Source organism: Demequina sp. NBRC 110054, from assembly GCF_002090115.1.
Classification (GTDB): domain Bacteria; phylum Actinomycetota; class Actinomycetes; order Actinomycetales; family Demequinaceae; genus Demequina.
Map to the genome: position 1 here is coordinate 663,742 of NZ_BBRK01000005.1, position 22,546 is coordinate 686,287.

The window sequence follows — 22,546 nt, forward strand, 5'->3', positions numbered from 1 at the left end:
GGGCGACGTCAGCCGCGCGCGAGGTCCGCGACGACCCGCACCGCGCGCTCGAGCGCGAAGTGGGGAGCGCGAGAGGCACCCTTGATCTCGGCGTCGGCGGTGGCGATCGCCTCGATCGCCTTCGCGAGCCGATCCGCGTCCCACATCCGCAGATCCTTCTTCGCCCGGTCGGCCTGCCAGGGTGCGAGGCCGAGATCCTTGACCGGGTCGAGCCGTCGTCCACGCGCGGCGCCCACCTTGGCGAGCGTGCGCAGCTTGGAGGCGATGGCCGCGACGAGCGGCACGGGGTCGGTGCCGGTCGCGACCGCGTGACGCACGAGCGCGAGCGCCTCTCCCGTCTTGCCGGCGATCGCGGCGTCGGCGACCGCGAAGCCCGTCGCGTTGACCCTCGTCCCGTAGTAGCGCGCGACGTGCTCCTCGGTGAGGGAGCCGTCCACGTCGTTCATGAGCTGGCGGCACGCCGCGGCGACCTCCGCGACGTCGCTGCCGATCGCGTCGACGAGGGCGCGTACGGCGCGCGCGGCGATCGGGCGCGAGGCGCGCGCGAACTCCCCCATCGCGAACTCGACGACGTCGGCGTCCTTCTTGATCGCGGGGCACGAGTAGACCGGGACGTCGCCCTTCTTGAGAGTGTCGAGCAGCTTCTTGCCGCGCACCCCTCCGCCGTGCCTGATGACGACCGTCACGTCCGGGTCGGGCGACGCCGCGTAGGCGAGCGCGTCCGCGAGGAACTCGTCGTTCATACGCTCGGCGCCCTCGACCACCACGAGCCCAGGGTCGTCGAACAGCGAGGGGCTCGCGGCCGCGATGAGCGCGCCCTTGCTGTAGCTGCCCGCGTCGAGCACGGTCGTCGCCACGGTCGCACCGCCACGCCTCAGGGCGCCCCCGATGCGCTCGACCGCGCGCGAGGCGAGCAGCTGCTCGGTGCCGGAGACCAGGACGAGCGGCGCCGGCGCTGCGGCATGCCAGGGACGGTCCGAGGAGGTGCGAGCGGCGGCCATGGGCCTAGCCTGCCATGACGGTCGGACACCTCGACGCCACGGTAAGGCCGTCGTCGGGTGACAGCACGATCGTGCCGCATTCGTCGGTGCGCATCGTCACCGCGCCCGTCGCCTCGTACAGCGCGAGGGCGCTGGACGCCGGGTGGCCATAGGTGTTCCCCTCTCCCGCGGAGAACAGCGCCACCGACGCGCGCAGATCGTCGGCGAGCGCCTCGTCCTGGCTTGCGGAGCCGTGGTGTGCGACCTTCACCGCGTCGACCTCGAGTGGCTCGATGGCATCCGCGAGCGCGGCCTGCGCCTCGGCCTCGAGGTCCCCGAGCACGACGATCGAGAGCCCTCCGGACTCGACGAGGAGCGCGAGGCTCTGGTCGTTGACCGCGCTGCCGTCGTCCGCCTGCGCGGGCGGATGCCCCGCCGTGCCGTCCGTGGCCAGCACCCGCAGCGTCGCCTGGCCCACGCTGGCCGTCGTCCCTTCGTCGGGGACGGTCGCGACGAGTCCGAGCGCCGCGAGATCGGCACCGGCCCGCGCTCCTGCGTCGCCCAATGCCGCGGACGACCACCAGACCTCCTCGATCCGGGCACGGTCAGCGATCTCGGCGATCGCGCCGTCGTGATCCGAGTGCGGATGCGTGAGCACCAGCATCGGCACCCGCGTCACGCCGAGCGCGTCGAGGCACTCCGCCGCTCCGCCACCCGGGCCCGTGTCGATCACGACCGCCGCTTCGGTCCCCGATCTCACGACGGTCATGTCCCCCTGGCCGACGTCGCATGTGGCGATCCGCCACGAGTCGGGAACCTCGGTCGACAGCGACTCGTGCGCGCCGCGGACGCTCAGCACCAGCACGACCGCGGCAGAGATCCCCCCGATCCAGCGCACCGGGACCGGGACCGATGCGACCGCAAGCGCCACGCCCGCGAGCAGAGCAACGGCGCACGCCACTCCGGCAGCCCCCTCGGGCCACGGCAGGCTCGCCCCAGGCGCGCTGGCGAGCAGGCTAGCGATCCTTGCGATCGGCAGTGCGAGCCGGCCCAACACCTGAGCGAGCGCTCCGGCTCCGGGCATCGACAGCGAGGCGGCGACGACGTCGAGCGCCCCGAGGGCCACGACGGGTGCGACGAAGGGCACCGCGGCGGTGTTCGCCACGGCGGTCCACGCCGACACCGTCGGGTCGAGCAGGACGAGCACCGGTGTGCACGCGAGCTGCGCCGCGACGGGGATGCTGAGCGCTCCCGCGACGAGCCCTCCGAGCGACGGGACGAGCGCGCGGCGCAGCGCGGGCGCGAGGAGGACGATGCCGGTCACGGCGCTCACGGACAGCGCCATGCCGTACTCGAGGGCCAGGTAGGGGTCCCACGCCATGAGCGCGATGACGCTCGTCGCGAGCGCGGGCATCGCCTGCGCGGGCCGCCCCCACATCCTGGCGGCCGCGCCGACGCACGCCATCCCGAGAGCGCGCACGACCGACGGTTGAGGAAGCACCAGCAGCGCGAAGCACCCCATCCCGACCAGGAGCGCCACCCACCGGGTCCGTCTGCCGACCGGCAACGCCCTGACGAGCACGCCGAGGAGGCCCGCGACGATCGCGAAGTGAGTGCCGGACACTGCGGTGAGATGCGTCAGCCCGACGGTGCGCATGTCGGCCGTCTGCGCGGCGTCCATGTCCGCGGTGTCCCCGATCACCATCCCGCGCACGAGGCCCCGCACCTCGTCGTCGAGGGAGGCGGTCGCCTCGCGGAAGGACTGGCGGGCGTGTGCGACGAGCGCCGCGACCCCCACCGGGTGACGCACCTCGACCAGCTCGGGGTCCCAGGCGATCGCGACCGCACGGCCGACGCCGGTCTCCTTGAGGCGGGCGACGACCGTCACCGTGTCCCCGACCCTGAGGTCGGACCACCTCTGATCGGCGATCACGACGACGCGACCCGACGTCCTCACCGCGCCCGCGCTGCCCGCCTGGCCGGAGGCGTCGGGAGTCGCGACGGCCACCGCGTCCAGGTCGAGGCGCACGCGCGCCTCGCCTGTGAACGAGTCCGGATTCGTGGGCTCGGGGTCCGACGCCGCGACCGCGGTCAGCAGCACCTCGCCGTCGCCGACGGCCGCCGCGAGCGGAGCCTCGCGGGCCAGGCCCGCGCCACCGACCAGCAGCACGGCCGCGCCCACCGCGACCGGCACCGCCAGCAGCGCCACACCGTCCCCGCCTCGCATCGCTAACCCCACGAGGATCACCGCCCCACCGGCAAGCACCGCCCACGCGATCCGGGGCTGGCCCGCGGCCGCCGCCATCGCGCACGCCCACGCGACGAGCGCGGCGGGCACGAGCCGCAGGTCGTGCCTCGCCGTCACGGCACGGCAAGGTCCGCGAGCCGCGAGACCACCACGTCCCCGATCCCCGACACCCGCGCAAGGTCCTCGACCGAGGAGAAGGGCCCGTTCTCCTCGCGGTCCGCGACGATCCGCTCAGCCAGGACGGGCCCGATGCCAGGAAGGCCCTCGAGCGCGGACGCGTCCGCCGTGGACAGGCTCACCTTCTGGCTCCCCGAGGAGCCGGAGGATCCGGACGACCCCGACGACGAGCCGCCGTCAGGACCGAGCGCAGGCACGACGATCTGCTCGCCGTCCATCGGCACACGCGCGAGGTTCACCGCGGACAGGTCGGCATCGTCGAGCACGCCGCCCGCGGCCTCGATCGCGTCCGCGACCCGCTGCCCCGACTCCAGCTCGACGATCCCCGGCTGCGCGACCTCGCCCGCGACGTGGACCACGAGCGGGGCCGCGGACGCGGGCGTGACGACCGACGAGTCCATCCCCTCGGCGGAGGCCGACGCCGAGGCGCTCGCGACCGTCGACTCCTCGAAGTCGCTCAAGGACTCGTCCTCCCCGCCCGCGATCAACGCCCACGCGACCAGGGCCCCGACTCCGATCACGAAGACGAGCGACAGCGCGGACCGGGGATCGAGCCGCCAGCGCAGACGCCTCGCCTCGGTCGGCAGCTCGTCGGCGTTGGCGCGCCGGTAGGCGGCCTCAGCTGCATGTGCGAGCGAGTCGCGCCATCGCGCCCTCACGTCCTCCTCGTCGGGCCGGATCACCGGCTCCGTGCTGTGCTCCATGACGCGACAGTAGGATTCGCGCCATCATGGGAGAGAGGGCCGCCCTCATTCTGGGGAGGACGGCGGCGAGGGCGAGGCCTGGGGACGATGCGCCCGCGTCAGAGCGAGCGCAACCTCGCCGCGAGCGCCTCCGGGACCTCCGCGACGCACGCCGCCACGGCGCCCGCACCCGCGTGCGCAGCCAGCACCGACGACACGGGGCCGGGGACCACCACGGCCTCGGGCACGAGGCCGAGGATCTGGTCCCGCACCCCGGAAACCGCATCGTCCTGGAGACCCACGACCGAGGCGACTCGCACGTGGCCGGGGGCGGGCGCATCGTCCCTGGAAAGCAGGCCAGCCGCGCGCGAAGCGACCGCGGCCCGCGCGCGCCGTGTCGTGCGCTCTCGCGAGTCCACGACGATCTCCCCGTCGCGCACCGTGAGCAGCGGGCGGATGGCGAGCGCGGAGCCGAGCGCGGCCGCCGCGCCGGAGAGCCTGCCTCCCCTGCGCAGGGGCTCGAGCGAGTCGACGGTGAACAGGCAGCGCGATCCCTCGGCGACGCGTCGCGCCTCGGCGGCGCAGTCCGCGAGCGAGGCCCCGCCGGAGGCCGCCTCCCGCGCCGCGAGCGCCGCGAGTCCCTGAGCCATCGTCACGGTGCCCGAGTCGACGACGTCGACGGGCACCGACGCGCGCCCGGCCGCCACGCGCGCGGCGTCGAACGCCCCGGAGAGCTGGCGCGACAGGGTCACCACGAGGACCGCGTCGGCACCGGCGACCACCGCCGCGTCGATCGCACGGGAGTAGGCATCGGGTCCGGGGTGCGCGGTTGAGACGTGCTCGCCCCGGTCGAGCGCCTCGGAGACGTCCTGCGGGGCAAGACCCACGCCCTCCGAGTGGACCGTCCCGTCGACCACGACGGTGAGCGGCACGACCGTGAGTCCCGGCGTGGCCGCGAGCGCGTCCGGCAGCGAGGCCGCCGAATCGGTCACCACCGCCACCCTCGTCGTCATAGCGCCCAGGCTAGCGACCCCAGCGGTGCGCCGAGGCATGCCAAGGGCGCACGTCGCGGGTCAGGGCGCGTCGGCCCCGGTCCATGCGAGCGCGCTGGCGGGGGCCTCCCCGCGAGCAGCCATCCGGTCGTACAGCTGGTGGAACGCCTCAGGCATCTCGGCCGCCGCGGCCATGAACAGTCCCGGCCCGGAGTTCGCCACGAGGGACATCGGCGCCGGCATCGCGAGGACGGGCCCCTCGACGTCGAGCTCGATCTCGTCCGGGTCGAGCGCGTTCCCGCCGAACCCGACCGCGCCGACCGGGCGCCGCATCGTCCTGGCCTCGCGATTCGCGAGCTCGCGCACGCTCTGGCGGGCGCCGCCCTCTCCCCTGCCCTGGGCCACGACGGCCGCTGCGTTGCGGTTCACGCGCAGGATCGGCCGCATGGGGTCGAGCCCGCCGAGCGACTCCTCGACCAGGTGCGCGCGCCCCGAGCGTCGGAAGTGCTCGAGCGTCTGCACCGTGGCGTACAGCTGGGTCCGGTGCGCGACCTCCTGGGCCACGCTCGCGATCGTGAGCGCGCCCGAGCCGGCCATGGCGACCGAGCCCGCGGCGAGCGCGGCGAGGGCCTGGCCGATCGCGACCGTGCCGGTGTCGACCACGGTCACGGGCCTCGGCGAATCGGAGGCCGCGGCGGTGGCATGGGCCACGGCGTCGGACATCGCCGAGCCGCCGAGCACGGCCACGATCCTGTCCGCGCCCGATCCCGCGCACTGGCGGAAGACGTCGGCGAACTCGGAGACGGTCGGCGCCGAGGTGCTGAGCGCCCCCGCCGTGTCGAGCATCGTCGCGGCCGCGTGCGCGCGCACCGGTCCGTCGCGATGCGCACTGCCCGCGGCCTCGATGCTCACGGGCACGATGAGCACGCCGAAGGACGCCGCGGCCCGCGGCGCGATGCCGCACGCGGAGTCCGTGATCACGGCGACCACGTCCCTAGCCATAGCGTCTCCTTCAGTCGATGCCTGTGTTGAAGGCGTCATCGACTGCGCGGACGCAGGTGTGAGGCGTCGTGAGGCCGCTCACGACGGCGCGGGGGGCGAACCGCCCGTGGCGGCCCGCCCGAACTGCCGACGGCTCAGAGCGTGACGATGTTGACGAGCTTCGGCGCGCGCACGATGACGGTGCGGATGCCGCCGTCGCCGATCGCGCGCTTCGCGCCGTCCGACGCGAGCGCGAGCTCCTTGAGCTCGTCCTCGCCGATGCTCGGGGGCACCTCGAGGCGGTCGCGGACCTTGCCCTTCACCTGGACGATGCAGGTGACGGTCTCCTCGACGAGCAGGGACTCGTCGACGGCCGGGTAGGTCGCGAGCGCGACGTCCTCGTGGCCCAGCATCGCCCACATGTCCTCGGCCGCGTACGGCGCGAACAGGCTCAGCAGGATCGAGACGACCTCGGCGGCCTCGCGCACGGCGGGGTCGGCCGGGCCGGCGCCCGAGTCGATCGCCTTGCGGGTGACGTTGACGAGCTCCATGACCTTCGCGACGACCACGTTGAAGCGGAAGCCCTCGACGAGCTCCTGCGACTCCTTGAGCACGCGGTGGGTGTGGGCGCGCAGCTCCTGGTCACCGGTCGCGGGGTCGACGCCGGGCTCGGACGTGACGTCGCGGGCCAGGCGCCAGGCGCGGGCGAGGAACTTCGCGGAGCCGGCGGGCGAGACATCCGCCCAGTCGATGTCGTCCTCGGGCGGGCCTGCGAACGCCATCGTGAGCCGCACGGCGTCCACGCCGAACTCGTCGAGCTGATCCGACAGGCGCACGAGGTTGCCGCGCGACTTCGACATCGCGGAGCCGTCCATCTGGACCATGCCCTGGTTGAGCAGCGCGGTGAAGGGCTCGTCGAAGTCGACCATGCCCATGTCGCGCAGCGCCTTCGTGAAGAAGCGCGAGTACAGCAGGTGCAGGATCGCGTGGGTGACGCCGCCGACGTACTGGTCGATCGGGGCCCACTTCTTCGCCTCGACCAGGTCGAACGGGGCGTCGGTGTTCTGCGGCGAGAGGTAGCGCAGGTAGTACCAGGACGAGTCGACGAACGTGTCCATCGTGTCGGTGTCTCGCTTCGCGGGCGCGTCGCACCGCGGGCAGGTCGTGTTGACCCAGTCCGGCACGGCGGCCAGGGGCGACTGCCCCTTGGGCTTGAGGTCCAGCCCCTCGGCCGGCGGAAGCGTGATCGGCAGCTGGTCGTCCGGGACGGGGACCTCGCCGCAGGTGTCGCAGTGGACGATCGGGATGGGCGTGCCCCAGTAGCGCTGGCGCGAGATCAGCCAGTCGCGCAGGCGGTAGTTGACCGACTTGGCGCCGGCGTCGTCCGCGGAGAGCTCCTCGATGACCTTGTCGATGGCCTCCGACTTGCTCAGGCCGTCGAGCGAGCCGGAGTTCACGCACACGCCCTCGCCCACGGTCGCGATGCCGGACTCGTTCGGGTCGGGCAGCGAGCTGCCGTCCTCGTCGAGCACGTCGACGACCACGCGGACCGGGAGGTCCATCGCGCGAGCGAAGTCGAGGTCGCGCTGGTCGTGCGCGGGAACGGCCATGATCGCGCCGTGACCGTAGTCGGCCAGGACGTAGTCGGATGCCCAGATCGGCAGGCGCTCGCCGTTGACCGGGTTGATGCCGTAGCGCTTGAGGAACACGCCGGTCTTGGGGCGCTCGGTGGACAGGCGGTCGATCTCCGAGGCGTTCTTGACCGACTCGAGGTAGCGGTCGAACTCCTCGCGCACCTCGCCGTCGGCTCCGTTGGCCAGTTCGGCGGCCAGGTCGGAGTCCGCCGCGACGACCATGAAGGTCGCGCCGTACAGGGTGTCGGGGCGCGTCGTGTAGATGTCGATCGGCTCGTCGCGGCCCTCGATCTGGAACGTCACGTCCGCGCCATAGGAGCGGCCGATCCAGTTGCGCTGCATCGCGATGACCTTGGACGGCCAGGTGCCTCGCAGGTCCTCGAGACCGTCGAGCAGCTCGTCCGCGTAGTCCGTGACCTTGAAGTACCACTGCGTGAGCTTCTTCTTGGTGACCGGGGTGTCGCAGCGCTCGCACAGGCCACCGACGACCTGCTCGTTCGCGAGCACCGTCTGGTCGTGGGGGCACCAGTTGACCTGGCTCGGCTTGCGGTAGGCCAGGCCGCGCTCGAACAGGCGCGTGAACAGCCACTGGTTCCAGCGGTAGTAGTCGGGACGGTGCGTCATCAGCACGCGGTCCCAGTCGAACGAGCACGCGTAGCGCTTCATCGACGCCTTCTGCTGCGCGATGTTGTCCTCGGTCCAGCCGTACGGGTCGATGCCGCGCTTGATCGCGGCGTTCTCCGCGGGCAGGCCGAACGAGTCCCAGCCGATCGGGTGGAGGACGTTGAAGCCCTTCTGGATCCAGTGGCGCGAGATCACGTCGCCGAGCGCGTACGCCTCGGCGTGACCCATGTGGAGGTCGCCCGAGGGGTACGGGAACATGTCGAGCACGTACTTGGTGGGGCGCCCGTCGTCCTCTCCGCCCGAGCGGAAGGGCTGGCGCTCCTCCCACACCGGCTGCCAGCGCTCCTCGAGCGCGCGGAAGTCGTAGCGGTTCTCGTCGGTCATCTGCTCAGAACTCACCCCACGAGTGTAGTGGGGACCCGGGCGGGAACGGACGCCACCGGGGCCAGACGCGCCTCAGGCCGTCTGCGTCACCGTCACGCGCACGTCGAGACCGGTGGTCTCCCCCGCCACGACGCCCGTGAGCGGCGGCACGTCGCGGTACTCGCGCCCGCGGCCGACGATCACGTGGTGGTCGGAGACCTCGCGGTCGTTGGTCGGGTCGAAGCCGTGCCAGTCGCCGGTCCACCACTCGACCCACGCATGCGACTCGCCTGCCACGGACTCACCGATCTCGGCGTCGCGCTTGGGGTGCAGGTAGCCGGAGACGTAGCGCGCAGGGATGCCGACGTGCCGCAGCGCGCCGATCGCGAGGTGCGCGAGGTCCTGGCAGACGCCCGACTTCTTCTCCCACGCGTCGGTGGCCGGGGTGTGCACCGAGGTGGCGCCGGGGACGTAGGCGATGCGCTCGTGCAGCATGTCGCAGATCGAGCGCGCCGTGAGATCGGGGCTCAGGCGGCCCGCCGCGTCCTCCGCGAACGCCGCGAGCTCCTCGGTCGGCTCCGTCGTGGGGGTGTTGCCCAGGTACTCGCACAGCAGGTCCTGGAAGCGCGGGCCCTGGATGTCGCCCCAGCTCACGCGCTCCTCACGGGCCCTGAGCGGCGAGACCTCCACGATGGACGTGCCGACCACGGTCAGGGCGGCGTGCGGCTGCAGCACCTCGAAGGCCACGACGTCGGTCTCCCAATAGTCGCGGTACGTGGTGCGCCACGTCGACGGCTCGATCTCGACCTTGGAGTCCAGCACGCGCTGCCGCGGCAGCCACGCGGGGGTCAGCCGCGCCTCGTTGTACGAGCTGACGATCTCCGAACCGTACGTGAACCGGGTGCGGTGCTCGATGCGAAGGGTGCTCACAGCGCCTCCTGGCTCCACAGCGTCGTCGACGCCGGGAGGAAGTAGCGGTCTCGGATCAGGTTCGATGCGGTGGCGCAGGCCCGCTGGACCTCCTGCATCTGCCCGGTCAGGTCGGTGAGGATCTCCCGCACGTCCCGGTACTCGAGGTTGGTGCGTGCGCGTCCGAGCGACAGCCGCGCACGGTTCGACAGCGCCCGCCCGTGCTCGCTGCCCTCGATCTGCTGGAGGATCGTCTCGGCGCGCTCGAGGTTGTAGGCGATCGACCGCGGGAACAGCCTGTCGACCAGGAGGAACTCGGCGGCCTTCTCCTCGGTGACGAGCGCCCGCACGGTGCGCAGGTAGGCCTCGTGGGCCGAGCACGACCGCAGCAGGGTCGTCCAGTTGGGACCCGTCGTCCCCTCGAGGTTCCTGGTCATGAGGAGGCGCGCGATCATGTCCGCGCGCTCGAGCGACCGCCCGAGCTCCATGAAGTACCAGGCGTCGTCACGCGTCGTCGTGGCCGACATGAGGCCCCAGACGACCGCCGCGCGCTCGCGCACCCACACGAAGTAGTCGTGCGGGCGGGGCGAGCGCGCCCAGCGGTCCACCTGCATGTGCGTCGTGTTGAGCGACTCCCACACCTCGGTCGAGATCACCTCGCGGGCGCGTCGCGCGTTCTCGCGGGCCGCCGACAGGGTGCCCGAGATCGAGCTCGGCGAGTCCTGCTGGTACGCGAGCGAGTGGAGCACGTCGCCGCGGCTCACCGGCCCCTCCCACGGCACGCTCATCACGGTGAGGAGCGACGCGTTGGCGCTCGGCTCATCGACCCACTGGTCCTCGAGCAGCACATTGAGGTGAACGTCGAGCAGGCGAGCGGTGTTGTCCGCCCTCTCGACGTAGCGGCCGATCCAGAACAGCGACTCGGCGATCCGGGACAGCATCATGATCCGCTCACCTCCCCTGCGTCGCGCTGCTGTTGCTGCTGCTGTTGCTGCTGGCCGTGGGCCCAGTCCTCGGGGTGCGCGTCCTGCGGCACCGAGGCGACTCCCTCGAGCTCGACCTTCGACTCGGGCGGCGGGACGACCGTCCCGCGGTGGCGCACGCCGCCGAGTACCCAGGTGTCCTTGGAGCCGCCGCCCTGCGACGAGTTCACGATCAGCTGGCCCTTCTGGAGAGCGACGCGGGTCAGTCCGCCGGGGAGCACCCACACGTCGTCACCGTCGTTGATCGCGAAGGGCCGCAGGTCCACGTGGCGCGGCTCGAGGCCGGTCTCCGTGAGCGTCGGCACGGTCGACAACTGGATCACGGGCTGCGCGATCCATCCGCGCGGGTCCTCGAGGATCTGCTTGCGCGTCGCCTCGAGCTCCTCCTTGGAGGCCTTGGTGCCGATCACGACACCCTTGCCTCCCGAGCCGTCGACGGGCTTGACCACGAGCTCGTTGAGCCGGTCGAGGACCTCCTCGCGCGCCTCCTTCTCCTCGAGTCGCCACGTGTCCACGATGGGCAGGATCGGCTCCTCGCCCAGGTAGTAGCGGGTGAGGTCAGGCATGTACGTGTAGATGAGCTTGTCGTCCGCGACGCCGTTGCCGATCGCGTTGGCGATCGTGACGTTGCCCAGGCGCGCGGCCTGGACGATGCCGGGGGCGCCGAGCGCGCTGTCGGGCCGGAATTGGACCGGGTCCAGGTAGTCGTCGTCGACGCGGCGGTAGATGACGTCGACGCGACGGCGTCCCGCGGTCGTGCGCATGTACACGCGGCCGTTGAGCGTCTCGAGGTCGCGGCCCTCGACGAGCTGCACGCCCATGGTCCGCGCGAGCAGCGAGTGCTCGTAGTACGCGGAGTTGAACACGCCGGGCGTGAGCACGACGATCGTCGGGTCGTCGACGCCCTCGGGCGCGGCCTTCGCGAGCGCGGAGCGCAGCCGCTGCGAGTACTCGAGCACGGGGCGCACGCCCATCGCACCGAACATGTCGGGATACATCTGGCTCATCGCGCGGCGGTTCGACAGCACGTAGCTCACGCCGGACGGCACGCGCACGTTGTCCTCGAGCACGCGCCAGATGCTGTGCTGGTCGCGCACCAGGTCGATGCCGGAGACGTGCACGCGCACGCCGTTGGCGGGGTCGACGCCGTGGACCGCGCGATAGAAGTACTGGCTCGAGGCGATCAGCCTGCGCGGCACGACGCCGTCGGTCACGCAGTGCTGCGAGCCGTAGACGTCCGCGAGGAACGCCTCGAGGGTCCTCACGCGCTGGGCGATGCCGGGGGCGATCACGTCCCACTCGTCCGCTCCGACCACGCGCGGCACGATGTCGAGCGGGAACGGCCGCTCCTCACCCGCGTGGTCGAACGTCACTCCCTGCGCGAGATAGCTCGACGCGAGCGCCTCGGCCTTCGAGTAGAGATCGTCGCCGGACATCCGGTCGATCTCGGAGTACACGCGCTGGTAGGGCTCGCGCACGTCGCCGTGCACATCCATCGCCTCGTCCCAGGCCTGGGCCGGGGAGTACCCGGACCACGGGGTCGACCTGTCGTCGCTCATGGTCCCCACCCTAGTCATGGCGTGTTTCCCAGGCGTGTCAGATATGTCGCCACGCCGAGACGACCACGAGGGACGGGGACGATGCGCCACTTCCCCCGTCGTGCACGTCACCGATACGCTCGGGCCATGGCGTACCCCAAGGACCTGCTTGCCCCCGACGAGGAGATCGTCGTCGAGGCGCACACCCACTGGAAGGCGCTCGTGCTGCCCGCGATCGTCCTCGTGCTCGCCGTCGCGGCGGCCGGCACCTACTCGTGGTGGCAGACGACGCTCGACCTGAGCCCGACGGCCTCGCTGTGGCTCGGCATCGCAGTCGCGGTGGTGTTCCTCGTCGTGCTCGCGGTGTGGGTCGTCTCGCCGTACATCCGGTGGGCGACGACGCACTTCGTCATCACCGACCGCCGCGTCATCTACCGCACGGGAGTGTTCACCAAGAGCGGCATCGACATCCCGCTCGCGCGCGTCAACTCGGTGCAGTTCCGCCACGGGTTCATCGACCAGATGTTCAAGACGGGCACGCTGATCATCGAGTCCGCGTCCGACGACCCGCTCGAGTTCGACGACATCCCGAACGTCGAGAAGGTCCACGCGACGCTGTACCACCAGGTCAACGACGTCATCGAGGACGAGGACGACGAGCGCTGAGCCGTCCCGAGCGCCCCGGCGCCGACCCGCGACGTACCGACCGAGCCCTGAGCGGCCCTAGCATCGAGGGCATGCATGCACGCGTGAGCGCCGTCGCGATCGTGGGTCTCATGGCCCTCGGGCTGACCGCGTGCGCCGCGCCGGATGACGAGAACCGGGACCAGACGCTCACGGTCCTCGCCGCATCGTCCCTGACCGATGTCCTCACCGAGATCGCCCAGGACTTCGAGGCGTCCCATCCGCACATCGACGTGCAGCTGTCCTTCGCGGGCTCGTCGACGCTCGCGCAGCAGGTGCTCGAGGGCGCGCCGGCCGACGTCATCGCGACGGCGAACGAGGCGACCATGAGGCTCGTCGCCGACGAGCTCGACATCGAGCCGCACGTGTTCGCGACCAACGTCCTCACGATCGTGGTGCCCGAGGGCAACCCCGCAGGGATCGCCGAGGTCTCGGACCTCACCGACGCCTCGACGAGGCTAGTCATCTGCGCCCCGCAGGTGCCGTGCGGCGCCGCGACCGCGCGCGTCGCCGAGGCCGCGGGCGTGGACCTCGCGCCGGTGTCGGAGGAGGCGAACGTCACCGACGTGCTCGGCAAGGTCGCCTCGGGCGAGGCCGACGCCGGCATCGTCTACGTGACCGACATCGGCCGGGCCGAGGGCGTCGAGGCGATCGCGCTCGCCCAGGCCGAGGCGGGGATCAACCTCTACCCCATCGCAGCCCTGCCCGGGTCGGGCGGGGCGCAGGACGTCACCGCCGACGCCTTCGTCGCCGCGGTGCTGTCGGACGCGGCCGAGGCCACGCTGGCCGACGCGGGCTTCGGCATCCCGTGACCCTGCCCCGCCGCCTGCTGCCCCTGGCCGCGCTCGGCGCCCTGCTCGTCGCGGTGCCGCTGCTCGCGCTCGCGTCACGGGTGGAGTGGGGCTCGTTCTGGCCGCTCGTGACCTCGGAGGCGGCGCTCGCCGCGCTGGGGCTGTCGCTGCGGACCGCGGTCGTGGCCGCCGCAATGTGCCTCGTGCTCGGTGTCCCGCTCGGCGCGGCCCTGCATCGGGCGCGCTTCCGCGGCGCCTCACTCGCGCGCGCCGTGGTCCTCGCGCCGCTCGTGCTGCCGCCCGTGGTCGGCGGCCTCGCCCTCGTGTACGCATTCGGGCGGCGCGGCCTGCTCGGCGGGACTCTCGAGGCGTTCGGGATGCAGATCGCGTTCACGACGAGCGCGGTCGTGATCGCCCAGACGTTCGTCGCGCTGCCGTTCATGGTGCTCGCGGTCGAGACTGCGCTGTCCGCACGCTCGGGCAGGCACGAGGCGATCGCCGCGACGCTCGGCGCGTCGCCGTGGCTCGTCTTCCGTCGCGTGACGCTGCCCGCTCTCCTGCCCGCGCTCGGCACGGGAGTCGTGCTCGCCTTCGCGCGGGCGCTCGGCGAGTTCGGGGCGACGCTCACGTTCGCGGGCAGCCTTGAGGGCGTCACCCGCACGGCCCCGCTGCAGATCTACCTGGCGCGTGAGAGCGATCCCGAGGCCGCCGTCGCGCTCGGGGTCGTGCTGGTCGTGGTCGCGGTCGGGATCGTCGCCGCCACGTTCCGGCGCGTCAGGCCGGTGGCGTCGTGAGCGGGCCGCGCGACGCTCGCGCGGGCACCTCTGTCGTGTGCGGGGCGGGCCGATGATGCTCAAGGCGGCGCTGCGCGCACCCGCACGTGGCGTCGAGGCCTCTCTCGAGGTGCCTTCGGGCGCCACCCTCGCCCTGCTCGGTCCCAACGGCGCAGGCAAGTCCACGATCCTCGAGGCGCTCGCCGGGATCGTGGCCGCGGAGGGCCTGATCGAGCTGGGTGCGCGCGCGCTGCTGGACGGCCGGACGGCGACGCCCCCGCATCGTCGCGGCGTGACGATCGTGACGCAAGACTCAGCCCTCCTGCCCTCGCTCACCGTGCGCGACAACGTGGCCTTCGGCCCGCGCGCCAAGGGTGCGTCCAGGGCCGAGTCGCGCGAGGTCGCCGATGCGTGGCTTGCACGGGTCGACTCGCTCGAGCTCGCACCCCGGCGGGTGGATGCGCTCTCGGGCGGCCAGGCGCGCCGCGTCGCCCTCGCCCGCGCGCTCGCCGCGGAGCCGGACCTGCTGCTGCTCGACGAGCCGTTCGCCGCCCTCGACCTCGAGGCCGCGACCGCGATGCGCGCGCTCGTCGCCGAGGTGCTCGAGGGCCGCACCGCGGTGCTCGCGACGCACGAGGTGCTCGACGCGCACGCGCTCGCCGACCATGTGGCGGTGCTCGACGAGGGCATGGTCGTCGAGCACGGCGAGACCGCGCGGGTCCTCACGCGGCCGCGCACCGCCTTCGCCGCGCGCATGGCGGGGCGCTCGCTCGTCCTCGGCACGTGGCGCGAGGGCTCGCTCGAGCTGCCCGACGGCACCGTGATGGCCGCGACGCCTCATCCCGACGAGCCGCCCCGAGAGGGAGCCACCGCGGCGATCGCGCCCCGACCAAGGGACGTCGTCCTCGCCTCGGCCGACGCCGACGACGGCCTCGCCGACGCGGTGCGCGCCCTCGAGCCGCACGGCGACGGGGTACGGGTGCGGGGCGCCCGCCTCGCCGCGGACCTCGACCCGCAGGAGGCGGCGACGCTCGCGCCCGGCACGCGCCTCGCGTTCCGGCTGCCCGAGCCGCCGCTCGCATACGCCAGCGACTGACCGGCGGCGGCTGGCCCGACACCCGGCGCTCAGCGCAACGAGACCGCAACCTGGCTCTGCCTAGACTGGCTCGCATGTCCCTGGAAGGTGCCCGCATCGCCGTCGTCACCGTCTCCGACCGGTGCGCCTCGGGCGAGGCCGAGGACCGCTCGGGACCGATCCTCGCGGAGGCCTTCGCCGCGCTGGGAGCGACCGTCGTCTCCTCCGTCGTGCCCGACGGGATCGACGCCGTGCGCGACGAGATCTCCCGGGCCGCCGGCTCTTCCGACGCCGTCGTCACGACCGGCGGCACCGGCATCGGCCCGCGCGACCTGACCCCCGAGGCGACCGCAACGCTGCTGACGACGCTCCTGCCAGGGATCCCCGAGGCGATCCGCGCCGCCGACGCCCACGTGCCAGGGGCCTCTCTCTCGCGAGGCCTCGCGGGCCTGACCGCGCAGAGGGTCATCGTCGTCAACCTCCCCGGCTCCACGGGCGCGGCGCGCACGGGCGCCGAGGTGCTGTCGCGCGTGCTCCCGCACGCGCTCGCGCAGCTGCGGGGTGCGGACCACGAGCGGAGCGCGTCATGAGCGTGCGCCTCGCCGAGCTGTCCGACGATCCCCTGGACCTCGCGGCGCACGTCGCCGCCGTCTCGGATCCCGCCCACGGAGCGATCGCGACCTTCATGGGGACCGTGCGCGACCACGACCCGTCGGTGACCGGCGAGGTCACCCACCTGGACTACTCCGCGCACCCGGACGCCGCATCGTCCCTGTCCCGCATCGCCGAGGGCGTGGCCCTGGACCACCCGGAGACGGCCCTCGCCGTGACGCATCGGGTCGGACTGCTCGCCGTCGGAGACGCCGCGATCGTCGCCGTGGCCGCGTCCGCGCACCGCGCGGAGGCCTTCGACGCGTGCCGCGACCTCGTCGAGCGGGTCAAGGCCGAGCTGCCGATCTGGAAGCGCGAGATCCTCGCCGACGGCTCGCACACGTGGGTCGGCCTGTGAGCGGCGACCGTCCCTCGCCTGCGAGTGGCGCTCCCCTCGCGGACACCTTCGGGCGCACCCACCGCGACCTGCGCATCTCGCTGACCGACCGCTGCTCGCTGCGCTGCACGTACTGCATGCCCGCGGACGGCGTGCCGTGGCTCGCGAAGGACACGCTGCTGACGACGGACGAGCTCGTGCGCGTCGCGCGCGTCGCGGTCGAGGCCGGAGTGGACTCGATCCGGCTCACCGGAGGCGAGCCGCTGCTGAGGCCCGACGTCGTGGACGTCGTCGCGCGGCTGTCCGCACTGTCCGGCCCCGCGGGCGCCCCAGAGCTGTCGCTCACGACCAATGCGCTGAGGCTCCCCGAGCTCGCCGTGCCGCTGCGCGAGGCCGGGCTCGAGCGCGTGAACATCTCGCTCGACACGCTGCGCGCGGACCGGTTCCTGTCACTGACCAGGCGCGATCGCCTCGACGACACCCTCGACGGGATCGCGGCGGCGCTCGCCGCGGGGCTCGCACCGGTGAAGATCAACACGGTCGCGATGCGAGGAGTGAACGACGACGAGATCGTGGACCTCGCGCGCTTCGCGGCTGAGCGCGGACTGCACCTGCGCTTCATCGAGCAGATGCCGCTCGACGCGGGCCACACGTGGCGGCGCGAGGAGATGGTCACGGCGGACGAGATTCTCGCCGTGCTGCGCGCCGAGTGGACGCTCACCGAGCTCGACGGGCGCGGCGCGGCGCCGGCGCAGACGTGGCTGCTCGACGACGGGCCCGCCTCGGTCGGCGTGATCGCGTCCGTGACCCGGCCGTTCTGCGGCGACTGCGATCGCCTGCGGCTGACCGCGGACGGCCAGGTACGCGCGTGCCTGTTCGCGCGCGAGGAGACCGACCTGCGGGCAGTGCTGCGCTCGGGCGGCTCGGACGCGGAGATCGACGCGGCGATCCGCCGCTGTCTGCTGGGCAAGAAGGCGGGCCACGACATCGACGACCCGAGCTTCCTGCAGCCGACCCGCCCGATGAGCGCGATCGGCGGGTAGCCGTCTCTGGCTCCCCGCCCCACCCCCCTTCGTTCGGGTCGGCCTGTGTCAGTCTGAGGAGCTCGCTGCGTCTGACAGGTATATGAGTGTCGCTGCGGCGTGACTCAGGCCGGCTTGCCGAGGTGTGTGAGTCCCGTCGACCCGAAGTGACTGAGAATCGCCTTGCCACCGCACCGAATTGCGGCGAACACTACGGATCCGCAGCGATCCCCAGTCACTTCGGCCCCCACATCGGGCCCGCGCGGGCTCCCTACTCCCAGAGCCCCTCGATCGGCAGATCCGCACGCGCGACCCGGCACGCCGCGCGGTGCCCCGACAGCATCGCGGCCGGCACGGTCGCCGGGTCGTCGGTCCACGTCGCCTCGCCCGCGAGGTGCAGCACGCCCCCGACGGGCGTCGCGAGCGCGTCGTGGTCCGCGGTCGTCGAGCCGCGCGTCATGTACGCGTAGGCGCCGCGCGCGAACGGGTCGGCATGCCACGCGGTGCGGTCCACGCGGTTCGGCGAGGGGATCGCTTCGCCATACAGACGACGCAGCTGGGCCATCACCGACTCGGCCACCTCCTCGTCGGTCCAGTTGGCGGTCGCCCGCGCGGCTGGTCCTGCGGCAAACGTGAGCAGGGTGGGGACTCCGTGGAGGGCCGTGAGGTCGTACCAGGAGTGCCACCAGACACCCTCGGGCCCGAGCTGCCGGATCGCGTACACGCCCTCCTCCCAGAAGCGCTCCTCGAACCGCAGGAAGACCTTCTCGAACGCGTTCATCTCGAGCCGCGAAAGCGGCCCCGCCACCGCGGGAGGAAGGGGCGGATCGAACGCCAGGTCGCCGGCGTGAAGTACGCCGACGGGGACCGTGACCACCGCATCGTGCGCCTCGAAGCCCCCTCCCGTCGAGGTGACCCGCACGCCGTCCGAGCCCCACGAGACGCCTGAGACGACCTCGCCGAGCCGCACGTCCAGGCCCGCAGCCAGCCGAGTGGGCAGAACGTCGTAGCCTTCAGGGAACACGACCTCGTCGCCCTCGATCTCGTCGTCGTCGAGCCCGTGCGCCGCGAGGTCCCCTATCAACGCGCCGTACTGCTCCTCGCTGCGATGCTCGAGGTGCTCGCGCACAGGAGCCGCACGTGCGTCGTCCCACCCGAACGAGGCGAGCGCCGCGTCGGTGACGTCGCGGTACGAGGCATCGGGCGCGGAGCCGGCGATCACGGACACCAGAGCGGTATCGACGGCGTGCACGTCGGAGGCGAAGGACGCGGCGGCCTCGTCGGACAGGCGCGCGCCGTCGGGCCCGAAGTACGCGATCGGCCGGCTGTCGACCTGATACCCGCCGACGGTGAACTCGTGCACGCGCATTCCGAACGCTCGCGCCGCATCGAAGACCGGGCTGCCGTCGATCCCGTGGATCCACGAGGCGCCGAGATCCGTGACGGAACCGTCCTCACGCGAGGTCCACACGCGTCCGCCCACGCGGTCGCGCGCCTCGAGCACCACCACCTCGCGCCCCGCGCGGGACAGCAGCCGCGCTGCGGTGAGTCCCGCCACGCCTGCGCCCACGACCACGGTGTCGTACCGTCGCACCTGCTTCTCCATCCTTCTCGCCGCCTCGGCCCTACCGTTGACACCGCCTGTCAGCGAGTGCCAGCATTCCCGGCATGGGCTTTCTTGAGGGGATTCTGGCCTACGTTCTGGTCATCGGGGTCATTCTGTACGTGCTGTACCGGGTCATCCGGATGGCCGTGCGCGATGGGATCGTCGATGCCCACAAGCGCGTCGGCGCGCCGGCGCCGCTCCTCGACGAGGATCGCAACTGACCGCTATCCCCCCGCGAAGGGCGGAAGGACGTCCACGGTCGCGCCGTCGGGGATCGCCTCGCCGGGCTCGAGCAGCGTCCCGTCGGCCATGAGCGAGCACTTCGCGAGCACCGGCCCGAAGCCCTCGCCGAAGCGCAGCGCGAGCTCGGATCGCAGCGCGTCCTCGGTGGTCGCGGATGCCGAGGTCTCGGCGACGCCCGCGGCCTCCGCGGCGCCCGCGAACAGCCGCACCACGTGGCTCACGGACGCACCCACTCGCCCGAGCGCCCGCCGGACTTGCGGATCAGCTCGACGGACCGGATCGCGGTCGAGCGATCAAGGCCCTTCACCATGTCGATCACGTTGAGCGCCGCGACCGAGGCCGCAGTGAGCGCCTCCATCTCGACGCCCGTGCGGTCGGCGGTCGAGACGGTCGCCTCGATGGCCACCCCGTCGTCCTCGACCGCGACGTCCACCACGCATCCGTGCACACCGATCACGTGCGCGAGAGGCAGCAGCTCGGGGGTCCTCTTGGCCGCGGCGATCCCGGCCACCCGGGCTAGCGCGAGCACGTCCCCCTTGGGCACCGAGCCGGAGCGGAGCGCCTCGACGACCTCGGGTGAGCACGCGACGGACGCGCGCGCGGTCGCGGACCGCACCGTCGGCTGCTTCGCGGTGACGTCGACCATGCGCGCGTGGCCGGCCTCATCCAGGTGCGTGAAGTCGGTCATGGGGAGAGCCTCATGATGCCCACGGTATCGCCGGCCCGGACCTCCTCGGTGTCCGCGTCGACCATGGCGAAGGCCTCGGCCCTCGAGAGCGACCCGATCAGATGGGATGCCGAGCCGCCGGTCGTCGCCGGGAAGGCGAGTCCCCCCTCGAAGCGCACCGGCATCGCCTGCGCGCGGCCGGGAGGGCACCGCCACCCCTCTCCGACCACCGCGGCGCGCATCCCGGAATCCGGGAGCCGCAGCATCTCCCGCAGCATCGGCCTCACGACCACCAGGAACGTCACGACGACGGACACCGGATTGCCGGGAGCGCACACGATCGGCACGCCCCTCCACATCCCCAGCCCCTGAGGCTTGCCCGGCTGCATCGCGACCGGGCCAAACCACACTCCCTCGGGAGCGAGCGCCGTCTTCACGACGTCGTACGCGCCCGCGCTCACGCCGCCGGCGGTGATCAGCAGATCCGCGTCGAGCGAGTCGAGCGCCGCGACCAGGTCCGCCTCGGAGTCCCCGACGACGCGCACTCCCGCGCACACCCCGCCCCACTCCTCGATCAGCGCAGGCAGGGTCGTCGAGCTCGCGTCGAAGATCTCCCCTGGTTCCAGCACGGATCCTGGCGGCCGGATCTCGTCCCCGGTGACGACGACCCCGATGCGGGGACGACGCACGACGCTCACGTCCGGGGCACCCGCCGTCGCGGCCGCGGACAGGTCCACCGCGCGCAGCCGCCGGGGCGCGTCGAGGACCACGTCGCCCGTACGCAGATCCTCTCCTGCCTGCCTCACGAACGCGCCCGCGGAGGGCCAGCGTCTGATCTCGACCCGGTCGACGCCTCGGTCCGTGTCCTCGACGGGCACGACCGCGTCGGCGCCGTCGGGCATCGGGGCACCCGTCATCACGCGGGCCACGGTTCCCGGTGCGAGGGGCGGCGGCGCGATGCCCGCGGGGCCGTCCGCGCTGACGTCCCACGCGCCCGCGCCTCCGGAGCCGGAGGCGACGGCGTACCCGTCCATCGATGTCGTGCGGAACGGAGGCGCGTCGTACAGGGCGGCGATGGGCTCGGCGAGCGACCGGCCGAGCGCCGAGGCGAGCGGCACGCGCTCGACCCCCAGCGGCTCCACGAGCGCCATGGCCTGGGCGACGTGGTCGTCGACGCTACGCACGGACACCCGCGCGTGAGCGCACGGGTACGTCGCGCCAGCCTCCGGCGCGGCCGTCGACGATGCTGAGCCGACCCTCCATGGTCTGCTCGCCGAGGAGGGCGAGCAGGGTCTGCGTGGCCATCGCGGTGCCGACGAGCCCGCAGACGGGGCCGATCACGCCCTGGCCCTCGCACCCGTCGAGCGGGTCGAGCCCGCGGTCGGGGAAGACGTCGTCGAGTCCGACGCGATCGCCGAAGACGGTGACCTGACCGTGCCAGCCCTGGACCGCTCCCCACACGAGCGGGACGCCGAGGGAACGGGTGACCGAGAAGACGTCGCGGCGCGATACCCACGTGTCCGTCGCGTCGATGACGACGTCGTGACCCTTGAGCACGCCAGCATCGTCCGGTCCCAGGCGAATGGCCCGGGTCTCGACCCGGCACCACGGGGACGATGCGGCAAGGGCGGTCGCGGCGGCGTCCACCTTGGGCGAGCCGACGTCGGTGGGGCCGAAGAGGATCTGGCGCGGCAGGTTCGAGGTCTGCACGGAGTCGGCGTCGATCAGCGTGAGGCCGCCCACCCCTGACGCCGCGAGGTACTGCGCGGCCGGGCAGCCCAGTCCCCCGACACCGACGATCGCCACGCGGGCGGAAGCCAGCCGCTCCTGGCCTTCCTCACCGAATCCAGGGACGATGCGCTGCCGTACGAAGGGATCAGACACCACACGCCTCACGGTAGCGGTCGAGGACGATGCTCACCAGCAGCGGATGCGGCGCGAGAGGCGCGGTGACGCGGTCGGCGCCGGCGCCCGACAGCCGCTCCTGGAACACGCCGGGCGCGAGCAGGTACGACGCGATCGTCACGCCATCCTCCTCGCCGAACTCGCGCGCCTTGGTCACCGCATCGGTCACCGTCGGGTGGATGTCGGACGCGAAGCCGACGCGCACGGGACCGCCCCACGCGGTGCGAAGCATCTCGGCGGCCTTGGACGTGTCCGCCTGCGCGCGCTCGTCGGACGAACCCGCGGGCGCGAGCACGACGGTCGACTCGGGAGCGGCCCCGGCCTCGGCCAGGCGCTGCCGGAGCAGCTTCACGAGCTTCGCGTCGGGGCCGAGCGCGCGGGCGGACACGATGTCGGGGCGCGGCGCGACGGCATTGGCGATGTCGTGATGCACGTGATAGCCCGACGCGAGCAGCAGCGGGACCACCACCGCGGTCACGCCCTCGCCCTCGGGGATCTCCGCGATCACCTTCTCGAGCTCGGGGCCGTGGACGTCGACGTAGGCCTCCCGCACATCGACATCGGGAAGCGCCTCCCTCACCTCGTCGAGCAGACCGCGCACGACCGCGCGGCCCTCCTCGCTGCGCGTACCGTGCGCGCATCCGATGAGGATCGGAGACGTCATCCGTGGACCTCCTGAT

The 22,546-nt window shown here is 72.7% G+C and carries 23 protein-coding genes; 8 read left to right on the forward strand and 15 right to left on the reverse strand.

Translation table 11 applies throughout. From position 1 onward, the window contains the following. Positions 1-8 precede the first annotated feature (8 nt). From holA to B7K23_RS12435, 9 genes are all read right to left on the reverse strand, one after another. The gene (holA, locus tag B7K23_RS12395) at positions 9-1,001 is read right to left on the reverse strand and encodes a DNA polymerase III subunit delta (protein WP_084126878.1); all 993 of its coding nucleotides are present in this window, start codon (positions 999-1,001) and stop codon (positions 9-11) included. Between the two features lie 4 nt (positions 1,002-1,005). Next, a complete protein-coding gene (locus B7K23_RS12400) occupies positions 1,006-3,345 on the reverse strand; it encodes a ComEC/Rec2 family competence protein (protein WP_084126879.1) in 2,340 nt (779 codons plus the stop codon). Next, positions 3,342-4,109, reverse strand: coding sequence for a ComEA family DNA-binding protein (locus tag B7K23_RS12405; protein WP_084126880.1), 768 nt, complete (start codon positions 4,107-4,109; stop codon positions 3,342-3,344). Before B7K23_RS12405 ends, B7K23_RS12400 begins: the two co-directional genes overlap by 4 nt. A gap of 98 nt (positions 4,110-4,207) precedes the next feature. Next, a complete protein-coding gene (locus B7K23_RS12410) occupies positions 4,208-5,101 on the reverse strand; it encodes a DegV family protein (protein ID WP_159451409.1) in 894 nt (297 codons plus the stop codon). 60 nt (positions 5,102-5,161) lie between these two features. Next, the gene (locus B7K23_RS12415) at positions 5,162-6,082 is read right to left on the reverse strand and encodes a DegV family protein (protein ID WP_159451410.1); all 921 of its coding nucleotides are present in this window, start codon (positions 6,080-6,082) and stop codon (positions 5,162-5,164) included. A gap of 134 nt (positions 6,083-6,216) precedes the next feature. After that, positions 6,217-8,703, reverse strand: a complete 2,487-nt coding sequence (gene leuS / locus B7K23_RS12420) for a leucine--tRNA ligase (RefSeq protein ID WP_084126883.1) — start codon at positions 8,701-8,703, stop codon at positions 6,217-6,219. Between the two features lie 72 nt (positions 8,704-8,775). Beyond that, complete coding sequence (locus B7K23_RS12425) at positions 8,776-9,612, reverse strand: transglutaminase family protein (RefSeq protein ID WP_084126884.1); 837 nt, start codon at positions 9,610-9,612, stop codon at positions 8,776-8,778. Then, the gene (locus B7K23_RS12430; protein WP_084126973.1) at positions 9,609-10,532 is read right to left on the reverse strand and encodes an alpha-E domain-containing protein; all 924 of its coding nucleotides are present in this window, start codon (positions 10,530-10,532) and stop codon (positions 9,609-9,611) included. The genes B7K23_RS12425 and B7K23_RS12430 overlap by 4 nt, the downstream gene beginning before the upstream one ends. Beyond that, on the reverse strand, positions 10,532-12,133 hold the full coding sequence (locus tag B7K23_RS12435; RefSeq protein ID WP_084126885.1) for a circularly permuted type 2 ATP-grasp protein: 1,602 nt from the start codon (positions 12,131-12,133) through the stop codon (positions 10,532-10,534). Before B7K23_RS12435 ends, B7K23_RS12430 begins: the two co-directional genes overlap by 1 nt. Before the next feature lie 126 nt (positions 12,134-12,259). On the opposite strand from B7K23_RS12435, the gene B7K23_RS12440 reads away from it, so the two are divergent. From B7K23_RS12440 to moaA, 7 genes are all read left to right on the forward strand, one after another. After that, positions 12,260-12,778: a PH domain-containing protein gene (locus B7K23_RS12440; RefSeq protein WP_084126886.1), complete on the forward strand. Its 519-nt coding sequence runs from the start codon at positions 12,260-12,262 to the stop codon at positions 12,776-12,778. Positions 12,779-12,849: 71 nt separating this feature from the next. Continuing rightward, positions 12,850-13,608, forward strand: coding sequence for a molybdate ABC transporter substrate-binding protein (gene modA / locus B7K23_RS12445; RefSeq protein WP_084126887.1), 759 nt, complete (start codon positions 12,850-12,852; stop codon positions 13,606-13,608). Continuing rightward, positions 13,605-14,381 carry an ABC transporter permease gene (locus B7K23_RS12450; protein WP_084126888.1) on the forward strand — a complete coding sequence of 259 codons (777 nt, stop codon included), beginning with the start codon at positions 13,605-13,607 and terminating at the stop codon, positions 14,379-14,381. The genes modA and B7K23_RS12450 overlap by 4 nt, the downstream gene beginning before the upstream one ends. Before the next feature lie 52 nt (positions 14,382-14,433). Further along, a complete protein-coding gene (locus B7K23_RS12455; protein ID WP_084126889.1) occupies positions 14,434-15,456 on the forward strand; it encodes an ABC transporter ATP-binding protein in 1,023 nt (340 codons plus the stop codon). Between the two features lie 74 nt (positions 15,457-15,530). Next, the gene (locus B7K23_RS12460) at positions 15,531-16,025 is read left to right on the forward strand and encodes a molybdenum cofactor biosynthesis protein B (protein ID WP_084126890.1); all 495 of its coding nucleotides are present in this window, start codon (positions 15,531-15,533) and stop codon (positions 16,023-16,025) included. After that, the gene (locus B7K23_RS12465; RefSeq protein ID WP_084126891.1) at positions 16,022-16,444 is read left to right on the forward strand and encodes a molybdenum cofactor biosynthesis protein MoaE; all 423 of its coding nucleotides are present in this window, start codon (positions 16,022-16,024) and stop codon (positions 16,442-16,444) included. The genes B7K23_RS12460 and B7K23_RS12465 overlap by 4 nt, the downstream gene beginning before the upstream one ends. After that, entirely contained in the window at positions 16,441-17,466 is a 1,026-nt protein-coding gene (moaA, locus tag B7K23_RS12470; RefSeq protein WP_234996523.1) for a GTP 3',8-cyclase MoaA, read from the forward strand. The genes B7K23_RS12465 and moaA overlap by 4 nt, the downstream gene beginning before the upstream one ends. A 250-nt stretch (positions 17,467-17,716) precedes the next feature. Here moaA and B7K23_RS12475 read toward each other — a convergent pair whose 3' ends face one another. Then, on the reverse strand, positions 17,717-19,039 hold the full coding sequence (locus tag B7K23_RS12475; protein WP_304441567.1) for an NAD(P)/FAD-dependent oxidoreductase: 1,323 nt from the start codon (positions 19,037-19,039) through the stop codon (positions 17,717-17,719). A gap of 74 nt (positions 19,040-19,113) precedes the next feature. On the opposite strand from B7K23_RS12475, the gene B7K23_RS15850 reads away from it, so the two are divergent. Further along, complete coding sequence (locus B7K23_RS15850) at positions 19,114-19,272, forward strand: hypothetical protein (RefSeq protein WP_200809833.1); 159 nt, start codon at positions 19,114-19,116, stop codon at positions 19,270-19,272. Positions 19,273-19,275: 3 nt separating this feature from the next. On the opposite strand, the gene B7K23_RS12480 is transcribed toward B7K23_RS15850, so the two are convergent. The 5 genes from B7K23_RS12480 to B7K23_RS12500 are packed head-to-tail and all read right to left on the reverse strand — an operon-like array spanning position 19,276 to position 22,530. Further along, the gene (locus B7K23_RS12480; RefSeq protein ID WP_084126974.1) at positions 19,276-19,515 is read right to left on the reverse strand and encodes a MoaD/ThiS family protein; all 240 of its coding nucleotides are present in this window, start codon (positions 19,513-19,515) and stop codon (positions 19,276-19,278) included. Beyond that, positions 19,512-19,982, reverse strand: coding sequence for a cyclic pyranopterin monophosphate synthase MoaC (moaC, locus tag B7K23_RS12485; RefSeq protein WP_084126894.1), 471 nt, complete (start codon positions 19,980-19,982; stop codon positions 19,512-19,514). Before moaC ends, B7K23_RS12480 begins: the two co-directional genes overlap by 4 nt. Then, complete coding sequence (gene glp / locus B7K23_RS12490) at positions 19,979-21,151, reverse strand: gephyrin-like molybdotransferase Glp (RefSeq protein WP_084126895.1); 1,173 nt, start codon at positions 21,149-21,151, stop codon at positions 19,979-19,981. The genes moaC and glp overlap by 4 nt, the downstream gene beginning before the upstream one ends. Then, the gene (locus tag B7K23_RS12495; protein WP_159451411.1) at positions 21,138-21,845 is read right to left on the reverse strand and encodes a HesA/MoeB/ThiF family protein; all 708 of its coding nucleotides are present in this window, start codon (positions 21,843-21,845) and stop codon (positions 21,138-21,140) included. The genes glp and B7K23_RS12495 overlap by 14 nt, the downstream gene beginning before the upstream one ends. Next, complete coding sequence (locus tag B7K23_RS12500) at positions 21,838-22,530, reverse strand: sirohydrochlorin chelatase (protein ID WP_084126897.1); 693 nt, start codon at positions 22,528-22,530, stop codon at positions 21,838-21,840. Before B7K23_RS12500 ends, B7K23_RS12495 begins: the two co-directional genes overlap by 8 nt. Between the last annotated feature and the right edge of the window lie 16 nt (positions 22,531-22,546).